General features: G+C 47.7%; 22 protein-coding genes and 1 other annotated feature. Of the genes, 14 read left to right on the top strand and 8 right to left on the bottom strand.

Annotated elements, in window-relative coordinates; translation table 11 throughout:
• Nucleotides 1-12: 12 nt before the first annotated feature.
• From wcaM to gnd, 14 genes are all read left to right on the top strand, one after another.
• The gene (wcaM, locus tag ACR6JA_RS12390) at nt 13-1437 is read left to right on the top strand and encodes a colanic acid biosynthesis protein WcaM (protein WP_494492866.1); all 1425 of its coding nucleotides are present in this window, start codon (nt 13-15) and stop codon (nt 1435-1437) included.
• 174 nt (nt 1438-1611) lie between these two features.
• Nucleotides 1612-2511, top strand: coding sequence for a UTP--glucose-1-phosphate uridylyltransferase GalF (gene galF / locus ACR6JA_RS12395; protein ID WP_166991277.1), 900 nt, complete (start codon nt 1612-1614; stop codon nt 2509-2511).
• A 372-nt stretch (nt 2512-2883) separates the two neighbouring features.
• Nucleotides 2884-3975, top strand: coding sequence for a dTDP-glucose 4,6-dehydratase (rfbB, locus tag ACR6JA_RS12400; RefSeq protein WP_213712928.1), 1092 nt, complete (start codon nt 2884-2886; stop codon nt 3973-3975).
• A gap of 13 nt (nt 3976-3988) precedes the next feature.
• A complete protein-coding gene (gene rfbA, locus ACR6JA_RS12405) occupies nt 3989-4855 on the top strand; it encodes a glucose-1-phosphate thymidylyltransferase RfbA (protein ID WP_213712495.1) in 867 nt (288 codons plus the stop codon).
• Nucleotides 4856-5088: 233 nt separating this feature from the next.
• Nucleotides 5089-5625, top strand: a complete 537-nt coding sequence (gene rfbC, locus ACR6JA_RS12410) for a dTDP-4-dehydrorhamnose 3,5-epimerase (RefSeq protein WP_213712493.1) — start codon at nt 5089-5091, stop codon at nt 5623-5625.
• A complete protein-coding gene (rfbD, locus tag ACR6JA_RS12415) occupies nt 5622-6479 on the top strand; it encodes a dTDP-4-dehydrorhamnose reductase (protein WP_213712490.1) in 858 nt (285 codons plus the stop codon). Before rfbC ends, rfbD begins: the two co-directional genes overlap by 4 nt.
• A 2-nt stretch (nt 6480-6481) precedes the next feature.
• The gene (locus ACR6JA_RS12420; protein WP_494492867.1) at nt 6482-7258 is read left to right on the top strand and encodes an ABC transporter permease; all 777 of its coding nucleotides are present in this window, start codon (nt 6482-6484) and stop codon (nt 7256-7258) included.
• A 2-nt stretch (nt 7259-7260) separates the two neighbouring features.
• Entirely contained in the window at nt 7261-8001 is a 741-nt protein-coding gene (locus ACR6JA_RS12425; protein WP_213712486.1) for an ABC transporter ATP-binding protein, read from the top strand.
• Nucleotides 8002-8006: 5 nt separating this feature from the next.
• Nucleotides 8007-9923 carry a rhamnan synthesis F family protein gene (locus ACR6JA_RS12430; protein ID WP_494492868.1) on the top strand — a complete coding sequence of 639 codons (1917 nt, stop codon included), beginning with the start codon at nt 8007-8009 and terminating at the stop codon, nt 9921-9923.
• 2 nt (nt 9924-9925) lie between these two features.
• Nucleotides 9926-10780 (top strand): NAD-dependent epimerase/dehydratase family protein, encoded by an 855-nt coding sequence (locus ACR6JA_RS12435; RefSeq protein ID WP_494492869.1) that lies wholly within the window; start codon nt 9926-9928, stop codon nt 10778-10780.
• Nucleotides 10752-11696, top strand: coding sequence for a glycosyltransferase family 2 protein (locus ACR6JA_RS12440; RefSeq protein WP_494599139.1), 945 nt, complete (start codon nt 10752-10754; stop codon nt 11694-11696). The genes ACR6JA_RS12435 and ACR6JA_RS12440 overlap by 29 nt, the downstream gene beginning before the upstream one ends.
• Nucleotides 11668-12450: a glycosyltransferase gene (locus ACR6JA_RS12445; RefSeq protein WP_494492871.1), complete on the top strand. Its 783-nt coding sequence runs from the start codon at nt 11668-11670 to the stop codon at nt 12448-12450. The genes ACR6JA_RS12440 and ACR6JA_RS12445 overlap by 29 nt, the downstream gene beginning before the upstream one ends.
• A 17-nt stretch (nt 12451-12467) precedes the next feature.
• Nucleotides 12468-13505, top strand: a complete 1038-nt coding sequence (locus ACR6JA_RS12450) for an acyltransferase family protein (protein WP_213712476.1) — start codon at nt 12468-12470, stop codon at nt 13503-13505.
• Between the two features lie 141 nt (nt 13506-13646).
• A complete protein-coding gene (gene gnd / locus ACR6JA_RS12455) occupies nt 13647-15056 on the top strand; it encodes an NADP-dependent phosphogluconate dehydrogenase (protein WP_166872614.1) in 1410 nt (469 codons plus the stop codon).
• A gap of 62 nt (nt 15057-15118) precedes the next feature.
• Here the strand turns inward: gnd and hisIE are convergent, their stop codons facing one another.
• Genes hisIE through hisG form a run of 8 tightly spaced genes read right to left on the bottom strand, consistent with a single transcriptional unit; the run spans nt 15119 to nt 22167 of the window.
• Nucleotides 15119-15730 (bottom strand): bifunctional phosphoribosyl-AMP cyclohydrolase/phosphoribosyl-ATP diphosphatase HisIE, encoded by a 612-nt coding sequence (gene hisIE, locus ACR6JA_RS12460; protein WP_008455044.1) that lies wholly within the window; start codon nt 15728-15730, stop codon nt 15119-15121.
• Complete coding sequence (gene hisF, locus ACR6JA_RS12465; protein ID WP_213712473.1) at nt 15724-16500, bottom strand: imidazole glycerol phosphate synthase subunit HisF; 777 nt, start codon at nt 16498-16500, stop codon at nt 15724-15726. Before hisF ends, hisIE begins: the two co-directional genes overlap by 7 nt.
• Nucleotides 16482-17219, bottom strand: coding sequence for a 1-(5-phosphoribosyl)-5-[(5-phosphoribosylamino)methylideneamino]imidazole-4-carboxamide isomerase (gene hisA, locus ACR6JA_RS12470; RefSeq protein WP_213712471.1), 738 nt, complete (start codon nt 17217-17219; stop codon nt 16482-16484). Before hisA ends, hisF begins: the two co-directional genes overlap by 19 nt.
• Before the next feature lie 3 nt (nt 17220-17222).
• On the bottom strand, nt 17223-17813 hold the full coding sequence (gene hisH, locus ACR6JA_RS12475) for an imidazole glycerol phosphate synthase subunit HisH (RefSeq protein WP_213712469.1): 591 nt from the start codon (nt 17811-17813) through the stop codon (nt 17223-17225).
• Entirely contained in the window at nt 17813-18880 is a 1068-nt protein-coding gene (gene hisB / locus ACR6JA_RS12480) for a bifunctional histidinol-phosphatase/imidazoleglycerol-phosphate dehydratase HisB (protein ID WP_213712467.1), read from the bottom strand. The genes hisH and hisB overlap by 1 nt, the downstream gene beginning before the upstream one ends.
• Nucleotides 18877-19959, bottom strand: a complete 1083-nt coding sequence (hisC, locus tag ACR6JA_RS12485; RefSeq protein WP_213712465.1) for a histidinol-phosphate transaminase — start codon at nt 19957-19959, stop codon at nt 18877-18879. The genes hisB and hisC overlap by 4 nt, the downstream gene beginning before the upstream one ends.
• Entirely contained in the window at nt 19956-21263 is a 1308-nt protein-coding gene (gene hisD, locus ACR6JA_RS12490; RefSeq protein ID WP_494492872.1) for a histidinol dehydrogenase, read from the bottom strand. The genes hisC and hisD overlap by 4 nt, the downstream gene beginning before the upstream one ends.
• 4 nt (nt 21264-21267) lie before the next feature.
• A complete protein-coding gene (gene hisG, locus ACR6JA_RS12495) occupies nt 21268-22167 on the bottom strand; it encodes an ATP phosphoribosyltransferase (RefSeq protein ID WP_008455029.1) in 900 nt (299 codons plus the stop codon).
• A 37-nt stretch (nt 22168-22204) separates the two neighbouring features.
• Nucleotides 22205-22318: a sequence feature (His leader region), on the bottom strand. This feature is flagged as partial in the annotation.

Genomic DNA, 22318 nt, shown 5'->3' on the forward strand with positions numbered 1-22318 from the left:
TGCTGAGGACTTATGTCGAAAAGCAATTCACTGAAGCATCTTCCTTTCTCTGCATCTCGCCGCAAACTGCTCGCCGCAGGCTCTGCGTTAGCGGCGGCATCCCTTATTCCCGGCACGGTAAACGCCATTGGCCGGGGAACACCGGTCAACATCAAAGATTTCTACCAAGCCGATTGGATCGCCGCGTTTAACAAGGCGTTTGCCGCAGCGGATGTGGTTGAAGTCCCGGCAGACGTTGTCTGTGACAGCATTAATACCGCCATTTTTATGCCGCAGGGGAAAACGCTTCATGTGGCTGGTGGGCTGAAAGGGAATGGCAAAGGGCGATTTGTACTGCAGGATAGCTGCCAGATAGTCGGGGAGGGAAAAGGGCGATTTAATAACATCACGCTGGATGTGAGGGGATCCGACTGTGCGATCAAGGGCATAGATATGAGCGGGTTTGTCAATGTGGCGCAGATTTACATTGGCGGGAAAGATAACCGGACTATGCGAAATCTGACCATCGACAACATCACGGTACATGATGCCAACTACGCCATCCTGCGGCAGGGGTTTCACAACCGGATGGAGAATGTGCGTATCACCAACGGCCACTTCAGCCATCTGCAGGGGGATGCCATTGAGTGGAATGTGGCGATCAACGACCACGACCTGCTGATTTCTGACCACGTTATTGACAACATTAACTGTACTAATGGAAAGATTAACTGGGGAATAGGGATTGGGCTGGCGGGCAGCACATATGACAATAATTATCCCGAAGATCAGGCGGTAAAAAACTTCGTCGTGGCCAACATTACCGGCAGCAACTGCCGGCAATTAGTCCATGTTGAGAATGGGAAGCATTTCCTTATTCGTAACGTAAAGGCACGCAATATTAATCCGAGCTTTAGCCGCACGGCAGGGATTGATAACGCAACCGTGGCAATATATGGCTGCGATAACTTTGTGATTGACGATGTGGATATGGTTAACAGCGCCGGGATGCTGATTGGTTATGGCGTGATTAAGGGAAATTACCTGTCTATTCCGCAAAACTTTAAGTTAAGCGATATTAAACTCGATAATAGCGAACTGAGTAGCCCTCTGCGCGGCATTCAGATCTCATCCGGGAACGCAACCTCCTTTGTGGCACTGAATAACGTCACACTCAAGCGCGCCTCGCTTGAGTTTCACAATAAACCTCAGCACCTTTTCATGCGAAATATCAACGTAATGCAGCTTTCTACGGCAGGACCAGCCCTGAAGCTGAACTTCGACCTTCGTAAGGACGTGCGCGGCAAGTTCATGGCCAAAGACGGCACGCTGCTGTCGCTGGCGAATATTCACGCGGTGAATGAAAGGGGGCAAAGCTCGGTAGACATAGACCGGATCGATCAGCTTCACGTCAACGGTGAGAATCTTAATTTTACGCTCTCAAAAGTAAGTAAATAATAATGCAACCCCTTTTACGACAATTCTGAGTCAACAGAGGCTGAAATAGCGGCGTTTACATATTTCGTTGACACTTCTATGGCGTTAGCATGAATCATTCGTTTAATAAATTCATGCTGGCATCAGAGCACGAAAAGACTATAATCTTCCAACCATTTAGAGGTGGGACTAAGAATGACTAATTTAAAAGCAGTTATCCCGGTAGCCGGTTTGGGCATGCATATGCTGCCTGCCACTAAGGCTATCCCTAAAGAGATGCTGCCTATCGTTGATAAGCCGATGATCCAGTATATCGTCGACGAAATTGTTGCCGCTGGTATCAAAGAAATCGTGCTGGTAACCCACTCTTCCAAGAATGCTGTTGAAAACCACTTCGACACCTCATACGAGCTGGAAGCACTGCTTGAGCAGCGCGTTAAGCGTCAGCTGCTGGCCGAAGTCCAGTCTATTTGCCCGCCAGGCGTCACCATCATGAACGTTCGTCAGGCCCAACCGCTTGGGCTGGGGCACTCTATACTTTGCGCGCAGCCTATCGTGGGTAACAATCCTTTTGTTGTGGTACTGCCGGATGTTGTGCTTGATGGTGCTACTGCTGACCCGCTGCGCTATAACCTGGCTGCAATGGTGGCTCGCTTCAATGAAACGGGGCGAACTCAGGTTCTTGCTAAGCACATGCCAAATGAAGATCTGGCGGCATATTCTGTAATCACCACGAAAGAACCGCTGCAGAATGAAGGGCAGGTGAGCCGTATGGTCGAGTTTGTTGAAAAACCTGACCAGCCGCAAACGCTGGACTCCGATCTTGCAGCCGTTGGGCGTTATGTATTGTCTGCGGATATCTGGCCACTGCTGGAAAAAACAGAACCTGGCGCATGGGGCCGCATCCAGTTAACTGATGCTATTGCAGTGCTGAACGAAACTCAGCCAGTTGAAGTGATGCAGATGACCGGCGAGAGCTACGACTGTGGTAAGAAAATGGGCTATATGCAGGCGTTCGTCCAGTACGGGCTGCGCAACCACAAGGAAGGCCAGAAGTTTCGCGAAAGCATTCAGAAGCTGCTAGCTAAGGCATAAGTTCTGTTTTAAGTCGCTGTCATGGAGGAGAGCGCGATAAACGGTGGCATAGCGTTCAGTCTGAGGTAGGCATTGAACGTTGAGCCGCCGTTTTGCTTTATTAATGATTATGTTTTTCAAGGCATTACCATCTTTTTGTCGGATTGTACAGACCGAAGATCTTCCTTGAGAATCGCAGTATGAAAGATAAAATCGTGGCGCGATCTTTGTGAGTGCACCGAAAATGCACTATCGCCTATTGTTGTACAGTGCACTGGTAGCTGTTGAGCCAGGGGCGGTAGCATGCCCGTAACTCATTGCAACCCATAAGAAACATATCCTGGCTTTACGTCGTTAAAACACAGTTCAAGCAAAATAAATCGCGGGAAAATTATTGTGAAAATCCTTGTTACTGGCGGGGCGGGCTTTATTGGCTCTGCTGTTGTTCGTCACATTATTCAGAATACTGAAGATTCTGTCGTAAACGTAGATAAGTTGACCTACGCAGGCAACCTCGAGTCGTTGAGTGAAATTGCTGATGATGCGCGTTACGCATTCGAGCGAGCCGACATTTGTGATGCTGGCGCTATGGCGCGGATTTTTGCGGAACATCAACCAGATGCAGTGATGCACCTGGCGGCAGAAAGCCATGTTGACCGCTCAATCACTGGGCCTGCGGCGTTTATTGAAACGAATATCATCGGTACTTATGTTCTGCTTGAGGCTGCTCGTCAATACTGGTCACAACTTGATGAAAAACGCAAAGATGCATTTCGTTTCCATCATATCTCGACTGATGAAGTATACGGCGATTTGCCTCATCCTGATGAGATGCCGGCTGGCAGCGTATTGCCGTTATTTACTGAAACAACGCCATATTCTCCAAGCAGTCCTTATTCTTCCTCAAAAGCCTCAAGCGATCATTTAGTTCGCGCCTGGAAGCGTACCTATGGTTTGCCAACGCTGGTGACTAACTGCTCTAACAACTATGGTCCGTATCATTTCCCTGAAAAACTGATTCCACTCATCATTTTGAGTGCTCTGGCAGGTAAACCACTGCCGGTCTATGGCAATGGCCAGCAGATCCGTGATTGGCTGTTTGTCGAAGACCATGCTCGTGCGCTGTATAAAGTCGTGACGGAAGGGGTAATTGGCGAAACCTATAATATTGGTGGTCACAATGAGCGGCAAAACCTTGATGTTGTGAAGACCATTTGCAGCATTCTGGATGACGTTATTACGGACAAGCCGGCTGGCGTAAAACATTTCGCCGATCTCATTACCTATGTTGCCGATCGCCCAGGACACGACCTTCGTTATGCCATTGATGCCAGCAAAATCAAAGACGAGTTGGATTGGGTACCGCAGGAAACATTTGAGTCAGGTATTCGCAAAACGGTTGAATGGTATTTAGCTAATGAGCAGTGGTGGCAGCGAGTGATGGATGGTTCGTACACTGGTGAACGTTTAGGACTGGCAGAATAATAAGGAAAGAATGATGAAAGGTATTGTACTTGCGGGTGGTTCAGGAACTCGTCTTTATCCAATCACTCAAGGCGTGTCAAAGCAGTTGTTGCCTGTTTATGATAAGCCCATGATTTTTTACCCTATTTCTGTGCTTATGCTGGCTGGAATCCGTGATATTTTGGTGATCACTACTCCAGACGATATGCCGGCGTTCAAGCGTTTGTTGGGTGACGGTTCGCAGTTTGGTATTAATTTGTCTTACGCCGTTCAGCCTTCTCCGGACGGTCTCGCTCAGGCATTTATCATTGGTGAAGAGTTCATTAACAATGAACCCTGTGCACTGGTGCTGGGTGATAACATCTACTTCGGTCAGAGTTTTGGTAAGAAGCTGGAAGCAGCAGCCCAGATGAGTGACGGAGCAACCGTATTTGGTTATCAGGTACAAGATCCGGAGCGTTTCGGCGTTGTGGAGTTTGACGATAACTTTAAAGCTCTGTCAATCGAAGAGAAGCCACTAAAACCAAAATCAAACTGGGCGGTGACCGGACTTTATTTCTACGACAAAAATGTTGTTGAAATGGCAAAGCAGGTCAAACCTTCTGCTCGCGGAGAACTTGAAATTACCACTCTAAACCAGATGTATCTGGAACAGGGTAATCTTCAGGTTGAGCTGCTGGGTCGTGGTTTTGCCTGGTTGGATACCGGTACGCACGACAGTCTGGTAGAAGCATCACAGTTTATTCATACCATAGAAAAACGCCAGGGTATGAAAGTTGCCTGCCTTGAAGAAATTTCATACCGTAAAGGCTGGATGAGTAAAGAAAAGGTTGAAGAGCAAGCTGCGCTGCTTGCTAAAACAGACTACGGTCGCTACCTGAAAATGCTGATTAACGAATAATAGCGTGTACCTCTCCATATTTATTGACATTATTCTCTGTAATTTTGGAGAGGTAAAATTACCGCTGCAGAGCATTATTTATCGTCTATTCATAGTTGCTTACCCTTAGTTAGGTTTTGATAAATTAAAAATAGTAAAAGAAAAAACTAAGGAAATGCAATACAGAGACGATAAGGTTGTCTAAAAACCAACAAGTCGTTTTTAAAAAAAATATATAGTCAAGGGGCAGTTCAGTGAAAGTTGTTGATACTAAAATCCATGATGTGAAAATTATTGAGCCGAGAGTATTTGGCGATGAGCGTGGTTTTTTTCTGGAAACTTTTGAGAAGAAACGTTATCAGGAAATGCTGAATATTGACCTTGATTTTGTGCAGGACAACCACTCTCGCTCGACAAAAGACGTTCTCCGTGGTCTGCATTTTCAAAAAATTAACCCGCAGGGTAAATTGGTACGAGTTGTTAGCGGTGCGGTGTTTGACGTTGCGGTAGATATTCGCCCTGAATCAGAAACCTATGGCTGCTGGGTTGGCGTTGAGCTTTCTGCTGAAAACAAAAAACAACTCTGGATTCCGCCTGGTCTGGCCCATGGTTTTTGTGTGCTGACAGATACGGCAGATTTTGAATATAAATGCACTGATTATTATTATCCAGAGCATGAAGGGTGTCTGTTATGGAATGATAAAGATGTCGCTATTGAATGGCCTGTTGTAAATCCTAAGCTGTCGGACAAGGATAAAAAAGGCCTAACATTGGTGAATCTTTATAAATGAGAGTATTACTAACTGGAGCAAACGGGCAGTTAGGACAAAGTCTACGTCAATATATTCCGACAGACTGGGTTGTGCTGCCTGCGGATAAGCTATTCCTTGATATCACAAATCAAAGCAATGTAAATCGCGTTATTTCATCTTTTAAACCTGATGTCATAATCAATGCGGCAGCATTTACCTCTGTTGATGAGGCAGAGGTAAGTATCGATCTCGCGGAGCAAGTGAATTTTTTTGGTGCAAAATATATTGCTGAAGCAGCCAAAAATAATGGAATCAAGCTAATCCATGTTTCCACTGATTACGTTTTTGATGGAAAGTCTGTAAATCCATATACCGAGCAAGATATAACCGAGCCGCTTAATGTTTATGGCAAAAGCAAGCGACATGGAGAAATTGCAGTATTAGAAAACCATGCCGAAGCAATCATTATAAGAACATCGTGGGTCTATAGTGAATACGGTAAGAATTTTTTAAAGACTATTTTCAAATTAATTGAAAACGATAAAGATATTAAAGTTGTATCCGATCAGATAGGCGCGCCTACGTATGCACCAGATATAGCAAAGTTGATCGTTGATATTATCAGGGATGACAAATTACAGCCTGGGTTGTATCATTTTAGCGGCGATCAGGTAATGAGTTGGTATGATTTTGCTCATAAAATTGCTGAATCCGTAACTGTCTCAAATTCAAAAGTAGAGGGTATCAGCTCGTCAGAATATACATCTGCAGCAAAGAGACCTTCATATAGTGTTTTAAATTGCGATAAACTAGAAAAGTTTGGTTATAAACGCTCAAATTTTTCAATTGGTTTTAACCAATCTATTAGCGCACTTATTGATGAAAGTAAATAATTATGATTCCGTTTATTAGTGAAATAGTTGAGTATCGACAGGTTTTACAACAACTGATACATCAACAAATTACGATGAGATACAGAAGAACGTTTTTTGGGTTTTTCTGGACCTTACTGAATCCATTGCTAAATATGGCAATCATTGCTGCTGTATTTTCCCTGGTAATGAAGTTTCAGGTCAATGAATATGCGATATTCTTATTTGCAGCAATGATTCCGTGGTCAATATTTTCTAACTCCCTCAATCAAGGGGGCGGGGCATTACTGGCAAACGAGTCATTGTTTAAAAAGATCTACTTGCCCAAACAGTTGTTTGTTGTCTCGGTCGTTATTTCTACGATGATTGACTCATTGCTGAGCACGGCATGCCTGTTCATCATTGCTGTGTTCTTGGGTGCTAAAATATCTTTCGCACTCTTCTTCTTACCCGTTGCTTTTCTGCTGTTAGCCTCGTTTTCCCTTGGCATTGCTCTGATACTCTCAGTTTTGACGGTTTATTATAGAGATGTTCAGTACTTAATTGGCGTTATTCTGCAGGCATTGTATTTTGCCACGCCGATTATTTATCCTATTACAGCGATACCAGAGAAGTTCCATTCAATATTTGTTTGGAATCCTTTGGTGTATTATATCGATCTTTTCCGTGCGCCTATCTATTCCGGTGTTTTGCCGGAGGTTAGTTCATTAACTATATGCTCAATTTTGTCCATAATGAGTGTTGTATGCGGTGTGCTATTCTTTAGACGCAATGATTCAAAAGTTATATTTAGGTTGTAATTATGAATTCTGGAATCACTCTTGAAAAAGTCGGACTACAGTTTACGCTTTACAACAATAAAAGCTCAAGCGTAAAAGAGTTATTTGCTGATTTATTCACTAACTCTGTTAGAAATAAAACAGAAACCTTCGCGGCGTTAAGCAATATCAATTTAACAATTAATCACGGCGACAGGTTAGGCATCATTGGCCATAATGGTGCCGGTAAAAGTTCTCTGTTAAAGATACTGTGCAAAATTTACACGCCAACAACTGGTAGTATTTCTATTCATGGTAAGGTTGCACCTTTGCTTGAAATTGGTGCGGGTTTTAATCCTGAACTAAGTGGACGAGAAAACATATACCTTAATGGTACTATTCTTGGCTACAGCTTCAAAAAGCTGAAAGAGATCGAGTCTGAGATAATTGAATTTTCAGAGCTTGAGAAGTTTATTGATATGCCTGTAAAGTATTATTCTACTGGCATGTATATGAAATTGGCTTTTTCTATCGCCACTGCAACTAAACCTGATATTTTGATTCTTGATGAACTTTTCGCCGGCGGTGATGCTGATTTTATCAAAAAAGCACAAGCTAGAATGAAAGGTCTAATAGAAGATTCCAATATAATGGTTTTCGTTTCTCACCAAATGGAACTATTAGAAGAGCTTTGCAACAGGGTTATTTGGGTTGATCATGGAAAGATAATTGCCGATGGTAAGCCTGATGAAATCATAAATCAATACTTAAAAAATGAGAGTTAATATTGATGCGTAGAATTGCTTTTTATCTTTTCTATGATGAAAACGGTGAAGTCGATGATTACATCCCTGTAAAGCTTAGTGCGTTGCAAGAATTCGTTAAAGATATCATTGTTATTTCGAATTCTAAAATGACAGCTGCCGGGCGTGCTAAACTTGAAGGCATTGGCGCTAAAGTTATTTGTCGTGAAAATGTCGGCTTTGACGTCTGGGGTTATAAAGAAGGTATTGAATCGGTTGGCTATGATCGTCTGGCCAAGGATTATGATGAAGCAATCCTCCTTAATTATACCTTTTTCGCACCAATTTTCCCGTTTTCTGAATTATTTGATGAGATGTCTGAAAGGGAATGTGACTTTTGGGGCATCAGTGAACATGATGAAATGGTCCCTAACCCGTTCACTGGGGTAGGCATATTACCGCGTCATATTCAGTCTCATTTTATTGCCGTACGCAAGAAAATGTTAGGCTCGCTTGAATTTAAGAAGTATTGGCAAGATATGCCAATGATTAAAAGTTACACTGATTCAGTTCTTCGTCACGAATCACGTTTTACAAATCATTTTGAATCTATGGGCTTTGTATCATCTGTTTATATCAATAACGATGATTACCCATCAGCATATCCGACATTTATTGATGTTAGGAAGACTATTGAAAATAGATCTCCGATTCTTAAGCGTCGTCTTTTCTTCCACGATCCAATGTGGCTTGACATTAACTGTGTTGACTTGCGTGGAACGATAGAAACAATTGAAAAGACTAGCGATTACGATCTCGCCCTTATCAATCAAAACATCAACCGTACGGTTAAACCAAGAGTTCTTTATACTAACCTGGAACAATTAAGAATCGTTCCAGATAATTATCTTTCCCCAGAATATACTGACGTTATCAGCAATGAACCTAAGATTGCTGTAATTGCCCATGTTTTTTATTCTGATATGTGGGAAGAAATTTATGATTACCTAAAAAACATACCTTATAAGTACGACCTGTATATTTCAACTTCAAGCGATGAAGATGCGGATATCCTCAAGGAAAAAACAGAGAGTATTGGCTCGCCTGTTGATATTCGTGTTGTTGAAGAGAACCGTGGCCGCGATATGTCTTCACTGTTCATTACCTTCAAAGATATTGGAGTTAGTGACAAATATGATTATGTCTGCCGTGTTCATTCTAAAAAGTCACCACAAAATGGTTTCTCGCGTGCAGATTCATTTAAAAAACATCTCTACCAAAACCTTCTTGGGTCACCGGAATACATCAGCAACCTTATCGGCTTGATGAATAAAAATAGTGATATTGGGCTAGTTTTCCCTCCATTGGTTCATATTGGTTACCCAACGATGGGCCATGCCTGGTTTGCTAACTACGAACCAACAGCTGCGCTATGTAAAAAATTGGGTATCGAGGTCCCTTTAGATGACGATACTCCCGTCGCAGCCTTCGGTACAATGTTCTGGTTTAGGCCTGCTGCCTTGCGTCCTCTATTTGAGCACAACTGGAAGTGGACAGAGTTCAATGCAGAACCTGCTCACGTCGATGGTGGTTTGTCGCATGTCCTGGAACGGATAATCAGTTATGTATCAAAAAATGAAGGTTTCAGCGTATATAGCGTCATGACACCGAAGCAGGCGGAAAAGAATTATACGAAGTTGGAATTTAAGCATCAAAAAATCATGTCAACACTTCCAAATGGTGACGTGAATTGGCAATACACAAGTTTGCGTGACTTATTTATAGACGCTAAAACGGGCAGGCCAGAGTTTAATGCTGTACTCAGTGGGTGCATGAAACTCCTGTTTAGCTCATTTCGACGTACCTTGTGGGAAAAATATCCCCATGTCTCGAAATTGATGTATGGACCTTATCGTCTGACAAAAAAAATCTATAAACTCGCTAAATTTAAGAAGAAAAACTGATTATGAAAATTGCTGTTACTGGTGCCGGTGGTTACATCGGAAAACATGTTGTAAAAGCCTTATCTTCAATGGGCCATGATGTTATTGCTATAACATATCCAAATTCTAATAATACCCTGACAGGGAATATTATTGCGATGGATATTTTATCTGCAACTGATGATGAGATTAATGAAGTATTCAGCGGATTTGATGCTGTGCTTCATTTAGCCTGGAGCGCAGGCTTCAATCACCACGATCAAGGGCATATTGCTAATGTCATGGGGCACTATCGCTTCCTGAAGGCACTTATTGGTGCTGGCGTAAACAATATTTCTGTTGCTGGTACCATGCATGAAATTGGCTACCATGTCGGCGAGATCACTGAAAATACGACATGTAACCCTAGTAATCCGTATGGTATTGCAAAGAATTTTTTACGCCAGGCATGTACCTATGAAATGGGAAAAGCCAACGTACCACTTAAATGGTTACGGATGTATTACATTCTTGGTGATGATAGAAATAGTAACTCTATTTTTTCTAAAATTATTGCAGCCGAAGACGCTGGGAAAGAAACCTTCCCCCTTAATAGCGGTGAAATGCTCTACGATTTTATTGATATTGAGTGCCTGGCTCAACAAATTGCTGCCGCGACTGTTCAAACTGATATTTGTGGAATTATTAACTGTAGCAGCGGCAAACCAAGAAGCTTGCGCACCATGGTAGAAGGTTTCATTGCTCAGCATAAAATGAAAATTAAGCCTGAGTATAACGTTTTTCCTGCACGGGCATATGATTCTCCAGCTATCTGGGGTAATAGCAGTAAAATTGAAGAAATAATGGCAAATGGCCACAGCGATGATAAACAACGATAATTCGCAGGAGTTTAAGGTAACGGCTGTCATTGTAACCTACAACCCTGTAATTTCTAACCTTTCATCCCTGATATCAGCATTACAACGGCAAGTAAGCAATACGATCATTGTCGACAATGGAAGTAATAATGCTAATGAAATTGCCATAATTAAAGAAGAGCTGCCGGGCATTCATCTTTTATTACTTCCGAATAATGTTGGCATTGCCGCTGCGCAAAATATTGGTATTCGCCAAGGCCTGAGCAATGGTGATGACTTTACGCTTTTCTTTGATCAAGACAGTACTGTAACGGATGATTTTGTTGTGAAAATGGTCAAAGATTTTCTTTCCATTAAGCAAAAAAATAATATAGGTGCACTCGGGCCTACTTTACAGGACAGTCGCTATAAGAAAATCTACCCAGTTATTCGTTTGTCTAAACATGGTTTGCGAACGAAAATCATCCCAGACCCACAGACAACTCAACCTCTCGAGGTATCTTGCATTATTGCCTCTGGCTGTTTAATCGATAATACAGTACTCATCGAAGATAACTTGATGGATGAGTCACTGTTTATTGATTATGTTGATACAGAGTGGTGTTTGAGGATAATTGAACGTGGGTATAAAATCTTTGTTACGCCCAATGTGATAATGCAGCATGAAATAGGTGATATGCATATATCCCTATTTCGATTTGTCATTCCGGTCCATTCCCCCTGGCGCCGTTATTATCGCGTTAGAAATGGATTCTATCTTCTTTTAATGCCACATGTTCCCAAGTTAATATCGTGCAGGGAAATTGTTTTTTCATTTATCCATCAGGCAATTCTTTTAGTTGCTAAAAGAGATATGGGATATTTGAAATACTATTTAAAATCTGTTCGCGATGGTTTAAAAAATATTTATGCTACATATCATAATCGTAAGTCATAATCATGATGACTATGTTATTCCCCTGGTCAATAAGTTACATAGACAGCAAGGGGAGAGCTTTCTTATTTATGTAAAAGATAATGTTAATAGCGAACGGTTAAACAAATTTTGTGCTGATAGCAATGTTATATATCTACGTTCAGATATAAGGGCAGGTTTTGCCCAAAATAATAACTTAGCTGTTGAGTATATACATAATAATAGAAAAGTTGACGATGACGACTATTTCTTATTTGTCAATCCCGATGTGCTTATTGAGCCATGTGTCATCGAGGATATCAATAAAGAAGTAGGAATTCATCACTATGATATGTTTACAATCGATCTCTACAAAAATTTAGATATGTCAGTACGAGATCCGTCGGTTAGAAAATTCCCAACAATATTCAATTTTCTGACGTCATATATTCTGGGTTTCAATGATAGTATTATTGATCGCTCAAACATTTACCAGCCACAGCATGTAGACTGGTGTGCTGGTTCATTCTTGGGTGTTAAAGCTGATGTATTTAAGAAACTCAAGGGATTTGATGAAAACTTCTTTATGTATTGTGAAGATTTAGATCTTTGCATACGTGCGAAGGCACTAGGGTTTAATCTTTACTATTTGCCAGGGATTAAAGCCGTTCATTTTTGCCAGAGTGAAAATAGAAAGCTTGTCAGTAAAAACTTTATGTGGCATCTGAAAAGTATTGGTTACATATATTGGAAGCGGGCATGTGGTAGATTCCGTGCTAATAAAATACTAACTTAAATAAAATATGGACAGTAATGCATATGCAGCGCTTCTTTTTTATTGATTTTATTCGTGCAATATCATTTCTCGCCGTAGTGCTTTTCCATTTTAATATGGAAATATCTATGAACTATGCGGGCCAGAATATGATTGGCAGTTTAGTTTACGGTGGCCAGACCGTTGGCGACATGGCTATCTCGCTGTTTATTATCGTCTCTGGTTTTTCGTTGGTTGTAAGCACTGGCGGAAAATTAGATGTTGTTCGCTTTTTCAAGAAAAGAATTGTCGCGATTTATCCCGCTTTTTGGGTCGTATATTGTGTAGTCGCTGTCTTTATTTTTATTTCCAACAGCGGGTTTGTGGGTGACGGTAAACACTGGAAGTTTATTCTATCATTTCTTGGCCTCGATGGTTTCTTCTTGTATCGTATGGCCAACTATTACTTGGTAGGTGAATGGTATACGGGCTACATGATTCTTACTTATCTGTTCTTCCCGATACTTTTTAAAGGTCTATTAAACTGGCCTAAAATTACGATGACACTGTTAGTTCTCATAATGTTGGGACTGTCTGTAAACTATACATCGCTATTTTCAGTTTATATAAATTGTAACCCTATAATGCGATTGCCAGATTTTTTCTTTGGCATGCTATACGGATTCTATTTTGTTAAATCACAAAATGCCCGGAGAATATTATTCCTGACCGGTATAATTATACTGTGCATGTTGATTTTGTTATTGCAAAATAAAATCTATTCACAACTGTATATGTTGTTATTCGGTTGCTCTATATTTTGCCTGCTGACTATGTTGCCAGATGGATTGAAAAATATTGCTTCATTACGTGTCCCAATAGATTTTACAGCCAAATATTCGTTTGTTGCTTTTCTGTACCACCACCAGATTTTATATTTCTTGTTTAAAATTATTGATTTCAAAAAACTCAATTTTGGTGAAACATTGTTCTTCTACGTCATCATCGTTGGACTGAGCCTTGTTGCCGCTTATTTGACCGACCCTTTGATTAAAAAGGTGAGTGGGGCGATGAGCAGAAAGCTAAAATTGGGTTAAGTGTGCTTCCTAACACTTTAGTTGTTGCAATGATGTTTTTTTTTGTTTTGAATGTCAGCCATTGCTCTATTTCATACCATGAATAATTTTTGAAACCATGGCGCAGTGGCCGTGGTGGCACACACCTGACAGGAGTATGTAATGTCCAAACAGCAGATCGGCGTTGTTGGTATGGCCGTGATGGGGCGCAACCTGGCGCTGAACATCGAAAGCCGTGGCTATACCGTTTCCGTATTCAACCGCTCCCGTGAGAAGACTGAAGAAGTCGTCGCAGAGAACCCAGGCAAGAAGCTGGTTCCATACTACACCGTGAAAGAGTTCGTTGAGTCTCTCGAAACACCACGTCGCATCCTGTTAATGGTGCAAGCGGGCGCTGGCACTGATGCTGCTATCGACTCCCTAAAGCCTTATCTCGACAAAGGCGACATCATCATCGATGGCGGTAACACCTTCTTCCAGGACACCATTCGTCGTAACCGCGATCTGTCGGCTGAAGGCTTTAACTTCATCGGGACCGGTGTTTCCGGCGGTGAAGAGGGCGCCCTGAAAGGCCCATCTATCATGCCTGGCGGCCAGAAAGACGCGTACGAGCTGGTTGCTCCAATTTTAACTAAGATCGCTGCGGTTGCTGAAGACGGCGAGCCTTGCGTAACGTATATCGGGCCTGATGGTGCCGGTCACTACGTGAAGATGGTGCACAACGGGATCGAATACGGCGATATGCAGCTGATTGCAGAAGCTTATTCTCTGCTGAAGCACGGTCTGGATCTGTCTAACGAAGAGTTGGCTGAAACCTTCACCGAGTGGAACAAAGGTGAGCTGAGCAGCTACCTGATCGACATCACCAAAGATATCTTCACCAAGAAAGATGAAGAAGGGAAATACCTGGTTGATGTGATTCTGGACGAAGCTGCCAACAAAGGTACCGGCAAATGGACCAGCCAGAGCTCCCTGGATCTCGGTGAGCCGCTGTCCCTGATCACTGAATCCGTATTCGCGCGCTATATCTCTTCTCTGAAAGAGCAGCGTGTGGCGGCGTCTAAAGTGCTGAGTGGCCCGCAGGCCAAGCCATTCACCGGTGACAAAGCGGAGTTCAGCGAGAAAGTTCGTCGCGCACTGTACCTGGGTAAAATCGTATCTTATGCTCAGGGCTTCTCCCAGCTGCGTGCTGCATCTGAAGAGAATAACTGGGATCTGAACTACGGTGAAATCGCGAAGATTTTCCGTGCGGGCTGCATCATTCGTGCACAGTTCCTGCAGAAAATCACCGATGCCTATGCTGAAACCCCAGCTATTGCGAACCTGCTGTTGGCCCCTTACTTCAAGAAGATTGCCGACGATTACCAGCAGGCCCTGCGTGATGTGATCTCTTACGCTGTGCAGAACGGTATCCCAACGCCGACCTTCTCCGCGGCGATTGCCTACTACGACAGCTACCGCGCAGCGGTTCTGCCGGCTAACCTGATCCAGGCTCAGCGTGACTACTTCGGGGCGCATACCTATAAGCGTACCGATAAAGAAGGTGTGTTCCACACCGAATGGCTTGATTAATAGCCAGCCCACAGTAATCAAAAAGGCCGCGTTAGCGGCCTTTTTTACATCTGTTCCCGGGCTTATTTATGCCGGGCCCGTAAATTCTCAATCACCGTACTCAAGTCCAAATCCTGATCCTGCAGCAACACCAGCAGGTGATACATCAAATCAGAAGCTTCGTTGGTCAGTTCGTGACGATCGTTCACGGTTGCTGCCAGCGCGGTTTCCACGCCTTCTTCGCCCACTTTTTGCGCAATACGCTTGGTGCCGCTGGCGTACAGTTTGGCGGTATAGGAACTGGCGGGATCGGCAGTTTTCCGCGAGGCCAGCAACTGTTCAAGTTCAAACAGGAAAAGCCAGTCGTGGTGAGTATCCCCAAAGCAGCTTGAGGTGCCGAGGTGGCAAGTTGGGCCGATGGGGTTCACCAGCACCAGCAGCGTGTCGTTATCGCAGTCTGGCGCAATACGCACCACGTTCAGGAAATGGCCTGACGTTTCACCTTTAGTCCACAGGCGCTGTTTGGTGCGCGAGAAGAAGGTCACTTTGCCGCTTTCCTGGGTTTTTGCCAGCGCGTCCTGGTTCATATAGCCGAGCATCAGGACTTCACCGGACACCGCGTGCTGAACGATAACCGGCATCAGGCCATCGGTTTTTTCCCAGTCCAGCTGGGCTAGCTGTTGTTCTGTTAACACACTCGAATCTCCACGCCTTGCTGAACCAGAAACGCCTTCAGTTCACCAATATTGATAATTTGCTTATGGAACACGGAAGCTGCCAGAGCGCCGTCAACGTCCGCATCGCGGAAGGCCTCATGGAAGTGTTCCATGGTGCCTGCGCCACCGGAGGCGATAAGCGGCACGTGGCACACTTCACGCACTTTCTTCAGTTGCGTCAGATCATAGCCGTTACGCACGCCATCCTGGTTCATCATATTCAGGACGATTTCCCCGGCGCCGCGCTTCTGCACTTCCTGCACCCAATCCAGCGTTTCCCACTTTGTTACGCGGGTACGGCTTTCATCGCCGGTGTACTGATTCACGTGGTATTTGCCTGTTTCAGCGTCAAACCAGGTATCAATGCCGACCACGATGCACTGCACGCCGAAGCGATCCGCCAGGCGAGTGATAAGCTCAGGATCGGCCAGAGCAGGGGAGTTAATGGAAATCTTATCCGCCCCGAAAGACAGGATCTGCGCGGCATCCTCCACGGATTTAATCCCGCCCGCCACGCAGAAAGGAATATCGATCACTTCCGCCACGCGGGTCACCCAGCTTTTGTCTACCACGCGGCCATCGCTCGAGGCGGTGATATCATAAAACACCAGTTCGTCTGCGCCTTCCTGAGCATAGCGCTGCGCCAGCGGCACGATGTCGCCGATGATTTCGTGATTACGGAATTGCACGCCTTTGACCACCTGGCCGTCACGCACGTCCAGGCAAGGGATTATCCGTTTTGCCAGCATGAAATCGCCTCCTTCACGTTAAATTTACCTTCCAGAAGCGCACGCCCAACAATCACGCCTTTCACGCCGCTGCCGCGCAGGGCGGTAATATCATCCAGCCCGCCAATACCGCCTGAAGCCTGAAAGGCGACCTGCGGGAAGCGCGCACATACTTCCTGATAAAGCTCGACGTTTGAGCCTGCCAGCGTGCCATCGCGAGAGATGTCGGTGCACAGCACATGTTTCAGGCCAAACGGCAGGAACTCATCGACAAGCTGTTCCAGCGTGGTGCCGGAGGTTTCCTGCCAGCCGCTCACCGCGACCTGTTTGTTACCTTCGGCATCAATGCGCACGTCCAGCGCCAGCACCAGAGCATCGGCGCCAAAGCGTTTAAACCAGCGTTGGACCAGCGCCGGAGATTTCACCGCGGTGGAGCCAACCACCACGCGAGCGGCACCCGCATCCAGCAGGGCCTCAACGTCCTGCTCGGTACGCACACCGCCGCCAATCTGAACCGGCACGCTCACGCCAGCCAGCAGTTTTTGTAGCAGAGGAATTTGGCGGGCCGCTGGATCTTTAGCCCCGGTCAGGTCAACGAGGTGCAGCACTTCCGCACCCTGAGCCTGATAATCCTGTAAACGCGGAAGCGGATCGCTGCCGTAGTCACGCTGCTGGCCGTAATCTCCCTGATGGAGACGCACCACGTTGCCGTCAATTAAATCAAGAGCCGGAATGATCATCGTCTACATCTCCAGAAAGTTTTTCAGCAGCTGAGCCCCAGCCGCACCGGAACGTTCGGGGTGGAACTGAACGCCCCAGAAATTATCTTTTTGCACCGCCGCGGTGAAGGCTTCACCGTAGTTTGCCTGGGCGATGGTATTTTCACAGACCGGCATTGCGTAGCTGTGTACGAAGTAGAAGTACGCCCCGTCTTCAATGCCGCGGAACAGGCGATCGCCCGCTTTGGGGTAAACGCGATTCCAGCCCATGTGTGGCAGCGGCAGGCCGAAATCTTTCATCTGCAGCGCCGGCTGGTCAATGATGCCCAGCATATCCACGCCGTGGCTTTCGTCGCTGCGGCTGCCGAGAAGCTGCATTCCCAGGCAAATACCCAGCACGGGCTGAGTACAGGCTTTAATCAACTCCACCAAATCGCGCTCGATGATTTGGTTCATGGCCGCCTGTGCAGTACCTACGCCCGGCAGAAAAAGCTTATCGGCGCGCAGCACCACGTCTGGGTCACGGCTGACCAGCGGCTCATAGCCGTGGCGCTGAATGGCCGATTTCACCGAATGCAGGTTGGCGCAGCCCGTGTCGAGGATCACCACGTTCATCAGAGCACTCCTTTCGAGGAAGGGAGCGTATCGCCCTCTACGCGAATCGCCTGGCGCAGGGTGCGGCCAAAGACTTTAAACAGGCTCTCCACGCGGTGGTGATCGTTCTTGCCTTTGGTCTTCAGGTGCAGCGTCACGCCCATGGTGTAAGAGAGCGAGCGGAAGAAGTGTTCCACCATTTCGGTGCTGAGATCGCCCACGCGCTGGTAGTTGAACTCGGCTTTATATTCGAGGTGCGGGCGGCCGGAGATATCCAGCGCGCAGCGGGCGAGGCATTCGTCCATCGGAAGCACAAAGCCAAAGCGGGTGATGCCACGTTTGTCGCCCAGCGCCAGCTTCAGCGCTTCGCCCAGCGCCAGGCCGGTATCTTCCACGGTGTGGTGATCGTCGATGTATAAATCGCCTTTCACCGCGATCTCCATGCGGAAGCCGCCGTGGGTGCAGATCTGGTCCAGCATGTGATCAAAGAAACCGACGCCGGTGGCGATCTTGCTGCCGCCTTCACGATCCAGCCACACTTTCACGTCAATCTGCGTTTCTTTGGTGTTGCGCTCCACGTGGGCGTAGCGATCGCGCTTAGTGAGTTTCTCGGCGATTTGCTTCCAGTCCAGACCATCGCTGTTGTAGCGCAGCCCCTGAATGCCCATGTTTTCGGCCAGCTCAATGTCCGTGGCGCGGTCGCCAATCACGTAACTATTGGCTTTATCCAGCACGCCGTCCTGCAGGTAGCCAGTGACCAGCGCCAGCTTTGGCTTGCGGCAGTCGCAGTTGTCCGCCGGCAGGTGAGGGCAAATCAGCACCTCATCAAAAATGATGTCCTGCGAGGTCAGCACCTGCATCATCAGGTTGTGTGGGCCGTCGAAATCGGCCTGAGGGAAGCTGGCGGTACCCAGGCCGTCCTGGTTGGTTATCATCACCAGGCGGTAACCCGCCTTTTGCAGCTGCAGCAGAGCCGGGATCACCGCAGGCTCGAAGGCGAGTTTCTCCATGCGGTCGACCTGGTAATCGCTCGGTGGCTCGGAAATCAGGGTCCCGTCGCGGTCAATAAAAAGTACTTTCTGGCTCATTTGCTCTCCGTGGCCTGCAGGCCGGGTTGCTGACGCAGCGCCTCAATGGCGCGCTGGCACTCTTCTCGCGTGCCGATGCTGATGCGCAGGCAGCCGCTTAACGTCGGTTGTTTATTCTGGTCACGTAAGATAATGCCCTGATCCCACAGCGATTTAAAGACTGCGCTGGAGGCGGTCATTCTGGCGATGACGTAGTTGGTTTCGCTGTCGAAAACCTGCTCAACGCAAGGTACGCTTTTCAGCTCATTGATCAGATACTGGCGATTAAGTAGCACTTCGGCCACGCGCTCACGCATCGCGTTGATGCCCTGCGGGCTTAGCGCCTGGGCGGCGATGTCAGCTACCGGTGTTGAAAGCGGGTAAGGGGCGATGACTTTTAGCAGCAGGTTAATCACTTCCTCATTCGCCAGCGTAAATCCGCAGCGCAGGCCTGCAAGCGCAAATGCTTTGGAGAGCGTCCGCAGCACGACCAGGTTGGGATATTCCTGAAGCCAGCCTGCCAGCGTCGCCTGGGGGCAAAACTCGATATAGGCTTCATCGGCAACGACCAGCGCTTTATCGCGGGTCATTTCCAGCAGCGCGCGCAGATCCTGCGGATTAATCAACTGGCCGGTTGGGTTGTTTGGGCTGCAAACATAAACAACTTTTACGCCGTCGAGGTTCTCTGCAATCGCCGGAAGATCCAGTTGCCAGTTATCCAGCGTGGCCACGGTGCGACACTCTACGCCAAAGGTTTCGGCACTGACGGTGTACATGCCGTAGGTCGGCGGGCAATAGAGAATCGCGTCTTTGCCCGGTTCGCAGAACGCGCGAATCAGCAGCTCGATACCTTCATCCGCGCCGCGGCTCACCAAAACCTGCTCAGGCTTCACGCCTGCGTAGCTGGCATAGTTGGCGATTACCTGCTTTGGCTGGCACTCCGGGTAGCGGTTCAGCGTCTGCGCGGTTAACTGGAACTCTACCGGCGTCGGGTATTCGTTGGCGTTCAACCAGACGTCGCCGTTCCCACCGAGGCGGCGGGCAGACTGATATGGGGTCAGGGCGCGAACGTTGGCGCGGGCTAACTCTTCGAGGCTCATGCTTGCTCCTTCAGGGCGGCGACGCGGAGGGTAACGGCGTTTTTGTGGGCGGTCAGCTGCTCGGCGGCGGCCAGGGTTTCAATGGTTTTTGCCAGAGCAGCAAAACCCTGCGAAGACAGTTCCTGCACGGTCATGCGCTTCTGGAAGTCCGCCAGCCCGAGGCTTGAGCAGGTGGAGGTGTAACCGTAGGTCGGCAGGACGTGGTTTGTCCCGGAGGCATAATCCCCGGCGGATTCCGGCGACCAGTCGCCCAGAAATACCGAGCCTGCGCTGGTAATATCGTCCACCAGTTCACGGGCGTTGCGGGTCTGAATGATCAGATGCTCAGGGCCGTATTGGTTGGAAATCTCAATGCACTGCGCTAAATCACGGGCAACAATTAAGCGGCTGCTTTCCAGTGCTTTGCGCGCGGTTTCTGCGCGCGGCAGGGCAGCAAGCTGGCGCTCAACGGCATCGGCAACGGCCTGGGCCATGGTGCTGTCCGGGGTCAGCAGAACCACCTGAGAATCCGGGCCGTGTTCCGCCTGAGAAAGCAGGTCGGAGGCGACAAAGTCAGGCGTGGCGCCGCTGTCGGCGATCACCAGCACTTCCGATGGGCCAGCAGGCATATCAATGGCCGCGCCGTCGAGACGCTGGCTGACCTGGCGCTTTGCTTCGGTAACGAAGGCGTTGCCAGGCCCAAAAATCTTGTCCACTTTAGGAATGCTTTCCGTACCGAGCGCCAAAGCTGCGATAGCCTGGGCACCACCGACCTGAAACACTTCCTGCACGCCGCAGAGGTGGGCCGCGTAAAGGATCTCATCGGCAATCGGTGGCGGGGAGCAAAGCACCACTTTCTTGCAGCCCGCGATGCGGGCAGGCGTGGCCAGCATTAGCACGGTGGAGAACAGCGGGGCGGATCCACCTGGAATGTACAGGCCCACGGAGGCTACAGGGCGAGTCACCTGCTGGCAGCGCACGCCGGGCATGGTTTCCACATCCACCGGGGCAAGCTGCTGCGCGAGGTGGAATTTTTCGATGTTAGCGACGGCCACGGCCATCGCCTCTTTAATCTCGCTGCCGAGTCTCGCGACGGCTTCATCGATTTGCTGCTGAGTGACCTGCAGCTGCTTTACTTCAGCTTTATCGAACTTCGCGCTGTATTCACGCAGGGCGGCATCGCCATTGCTTTTAACGTTGTTCAGGATTTCCGCCACGGTGCGAGTGATGCTGTCCGAAGCGGAGATAGCCGGGCGCATTAGCAGCGCGCGTCGCGCGGCTTCGTCGCAGTCGTTCCAGTTAATCAGCGTGTTGAAGTTGCTCATCACATCACTCCATCATCTTCTCAATCGGCAGCACCAGAATGGAGCTGGCACCCAGCGCCTTCAGTTTTTCCATGGTTTCCCAGAACAGCGTTTCGCTGCTCACCATGTGCATCGCCACGCGCTGCTGATCGCCGGCCAGCGGCAGAATGGTCGGACGCTCGGCGCCCGGCAGCAGGGCAATCACTTCATCAAGGCGCTCGGTTGGCGCGTGCATCATGATGTATTTGGACTCGCGAGCCTGAATCACGCCCTGGATACGGGTCAGCAGTTTGTCGATCAGCTGCTGCTTGGCTGCCGGCATTTCGCCGTCACGCTGGATCAGGCAGGCTTTGGAGCGGTAGATAACTTCGACTTCACGCAGGCCGTTGGCTTCAAGGGTTGCGCCGGTAGACACCAGGTCGCAGATAGCATCGGCCAGACCGGCGCGTGGGGCCACTTCCACCGAGCCGTTCAGCAGGCAGGATTTAAACTGCACGCCTTTCTGGTCGAGGTAGCGCTTCAGCAGGTGCGGGTACGAGGTCGCAATGCGTTTGTTGTTGAGGCTGGCCGGACCATCCCACGGCTCGTCCACGGCGGTGGCCAACGACAGGCGGCAGCCGCCAAAGTCCAGGCGACGCAGCGTGTAATAACGCGGATCTTCTCCCTGGGCGCGGCGCGTCAGCAGCTCTTCTTCGAGCACGTTTTCACCGATGATACCGAGGTCCACGACGCCGTCCATCACCAGCCCTGGAATGTCGTCGTCACGCACGCGCAGGATGTCGATGGGCATGTTTTCGGCCAGCGCGATCAGGCGTTGGGTGTGCAGGTTAATTTTTATGCCGCAGCGGGCGAGTAATTCGCGTGAATCATCGCTAAGACGGCCAGATTTCTGCATAGCTATGCGTAAACGGTTGTTGTCGGTCATCGGTAGTTACCCCTTATCAATTCCTGTCTGACGCCCAATAAAAAAGCCCCCGGAAGATATCTTCCGGGGGCTTTTTCTCGCGTTCACGCACCACTGGAAGATCTTTTCGTCTCCCAGCACCAATCGCCTGAAAGACTAGTCAGGGTGATGG

This window comes from Cedecea sp. B1(4) (genome assembly GCF_059414925.1).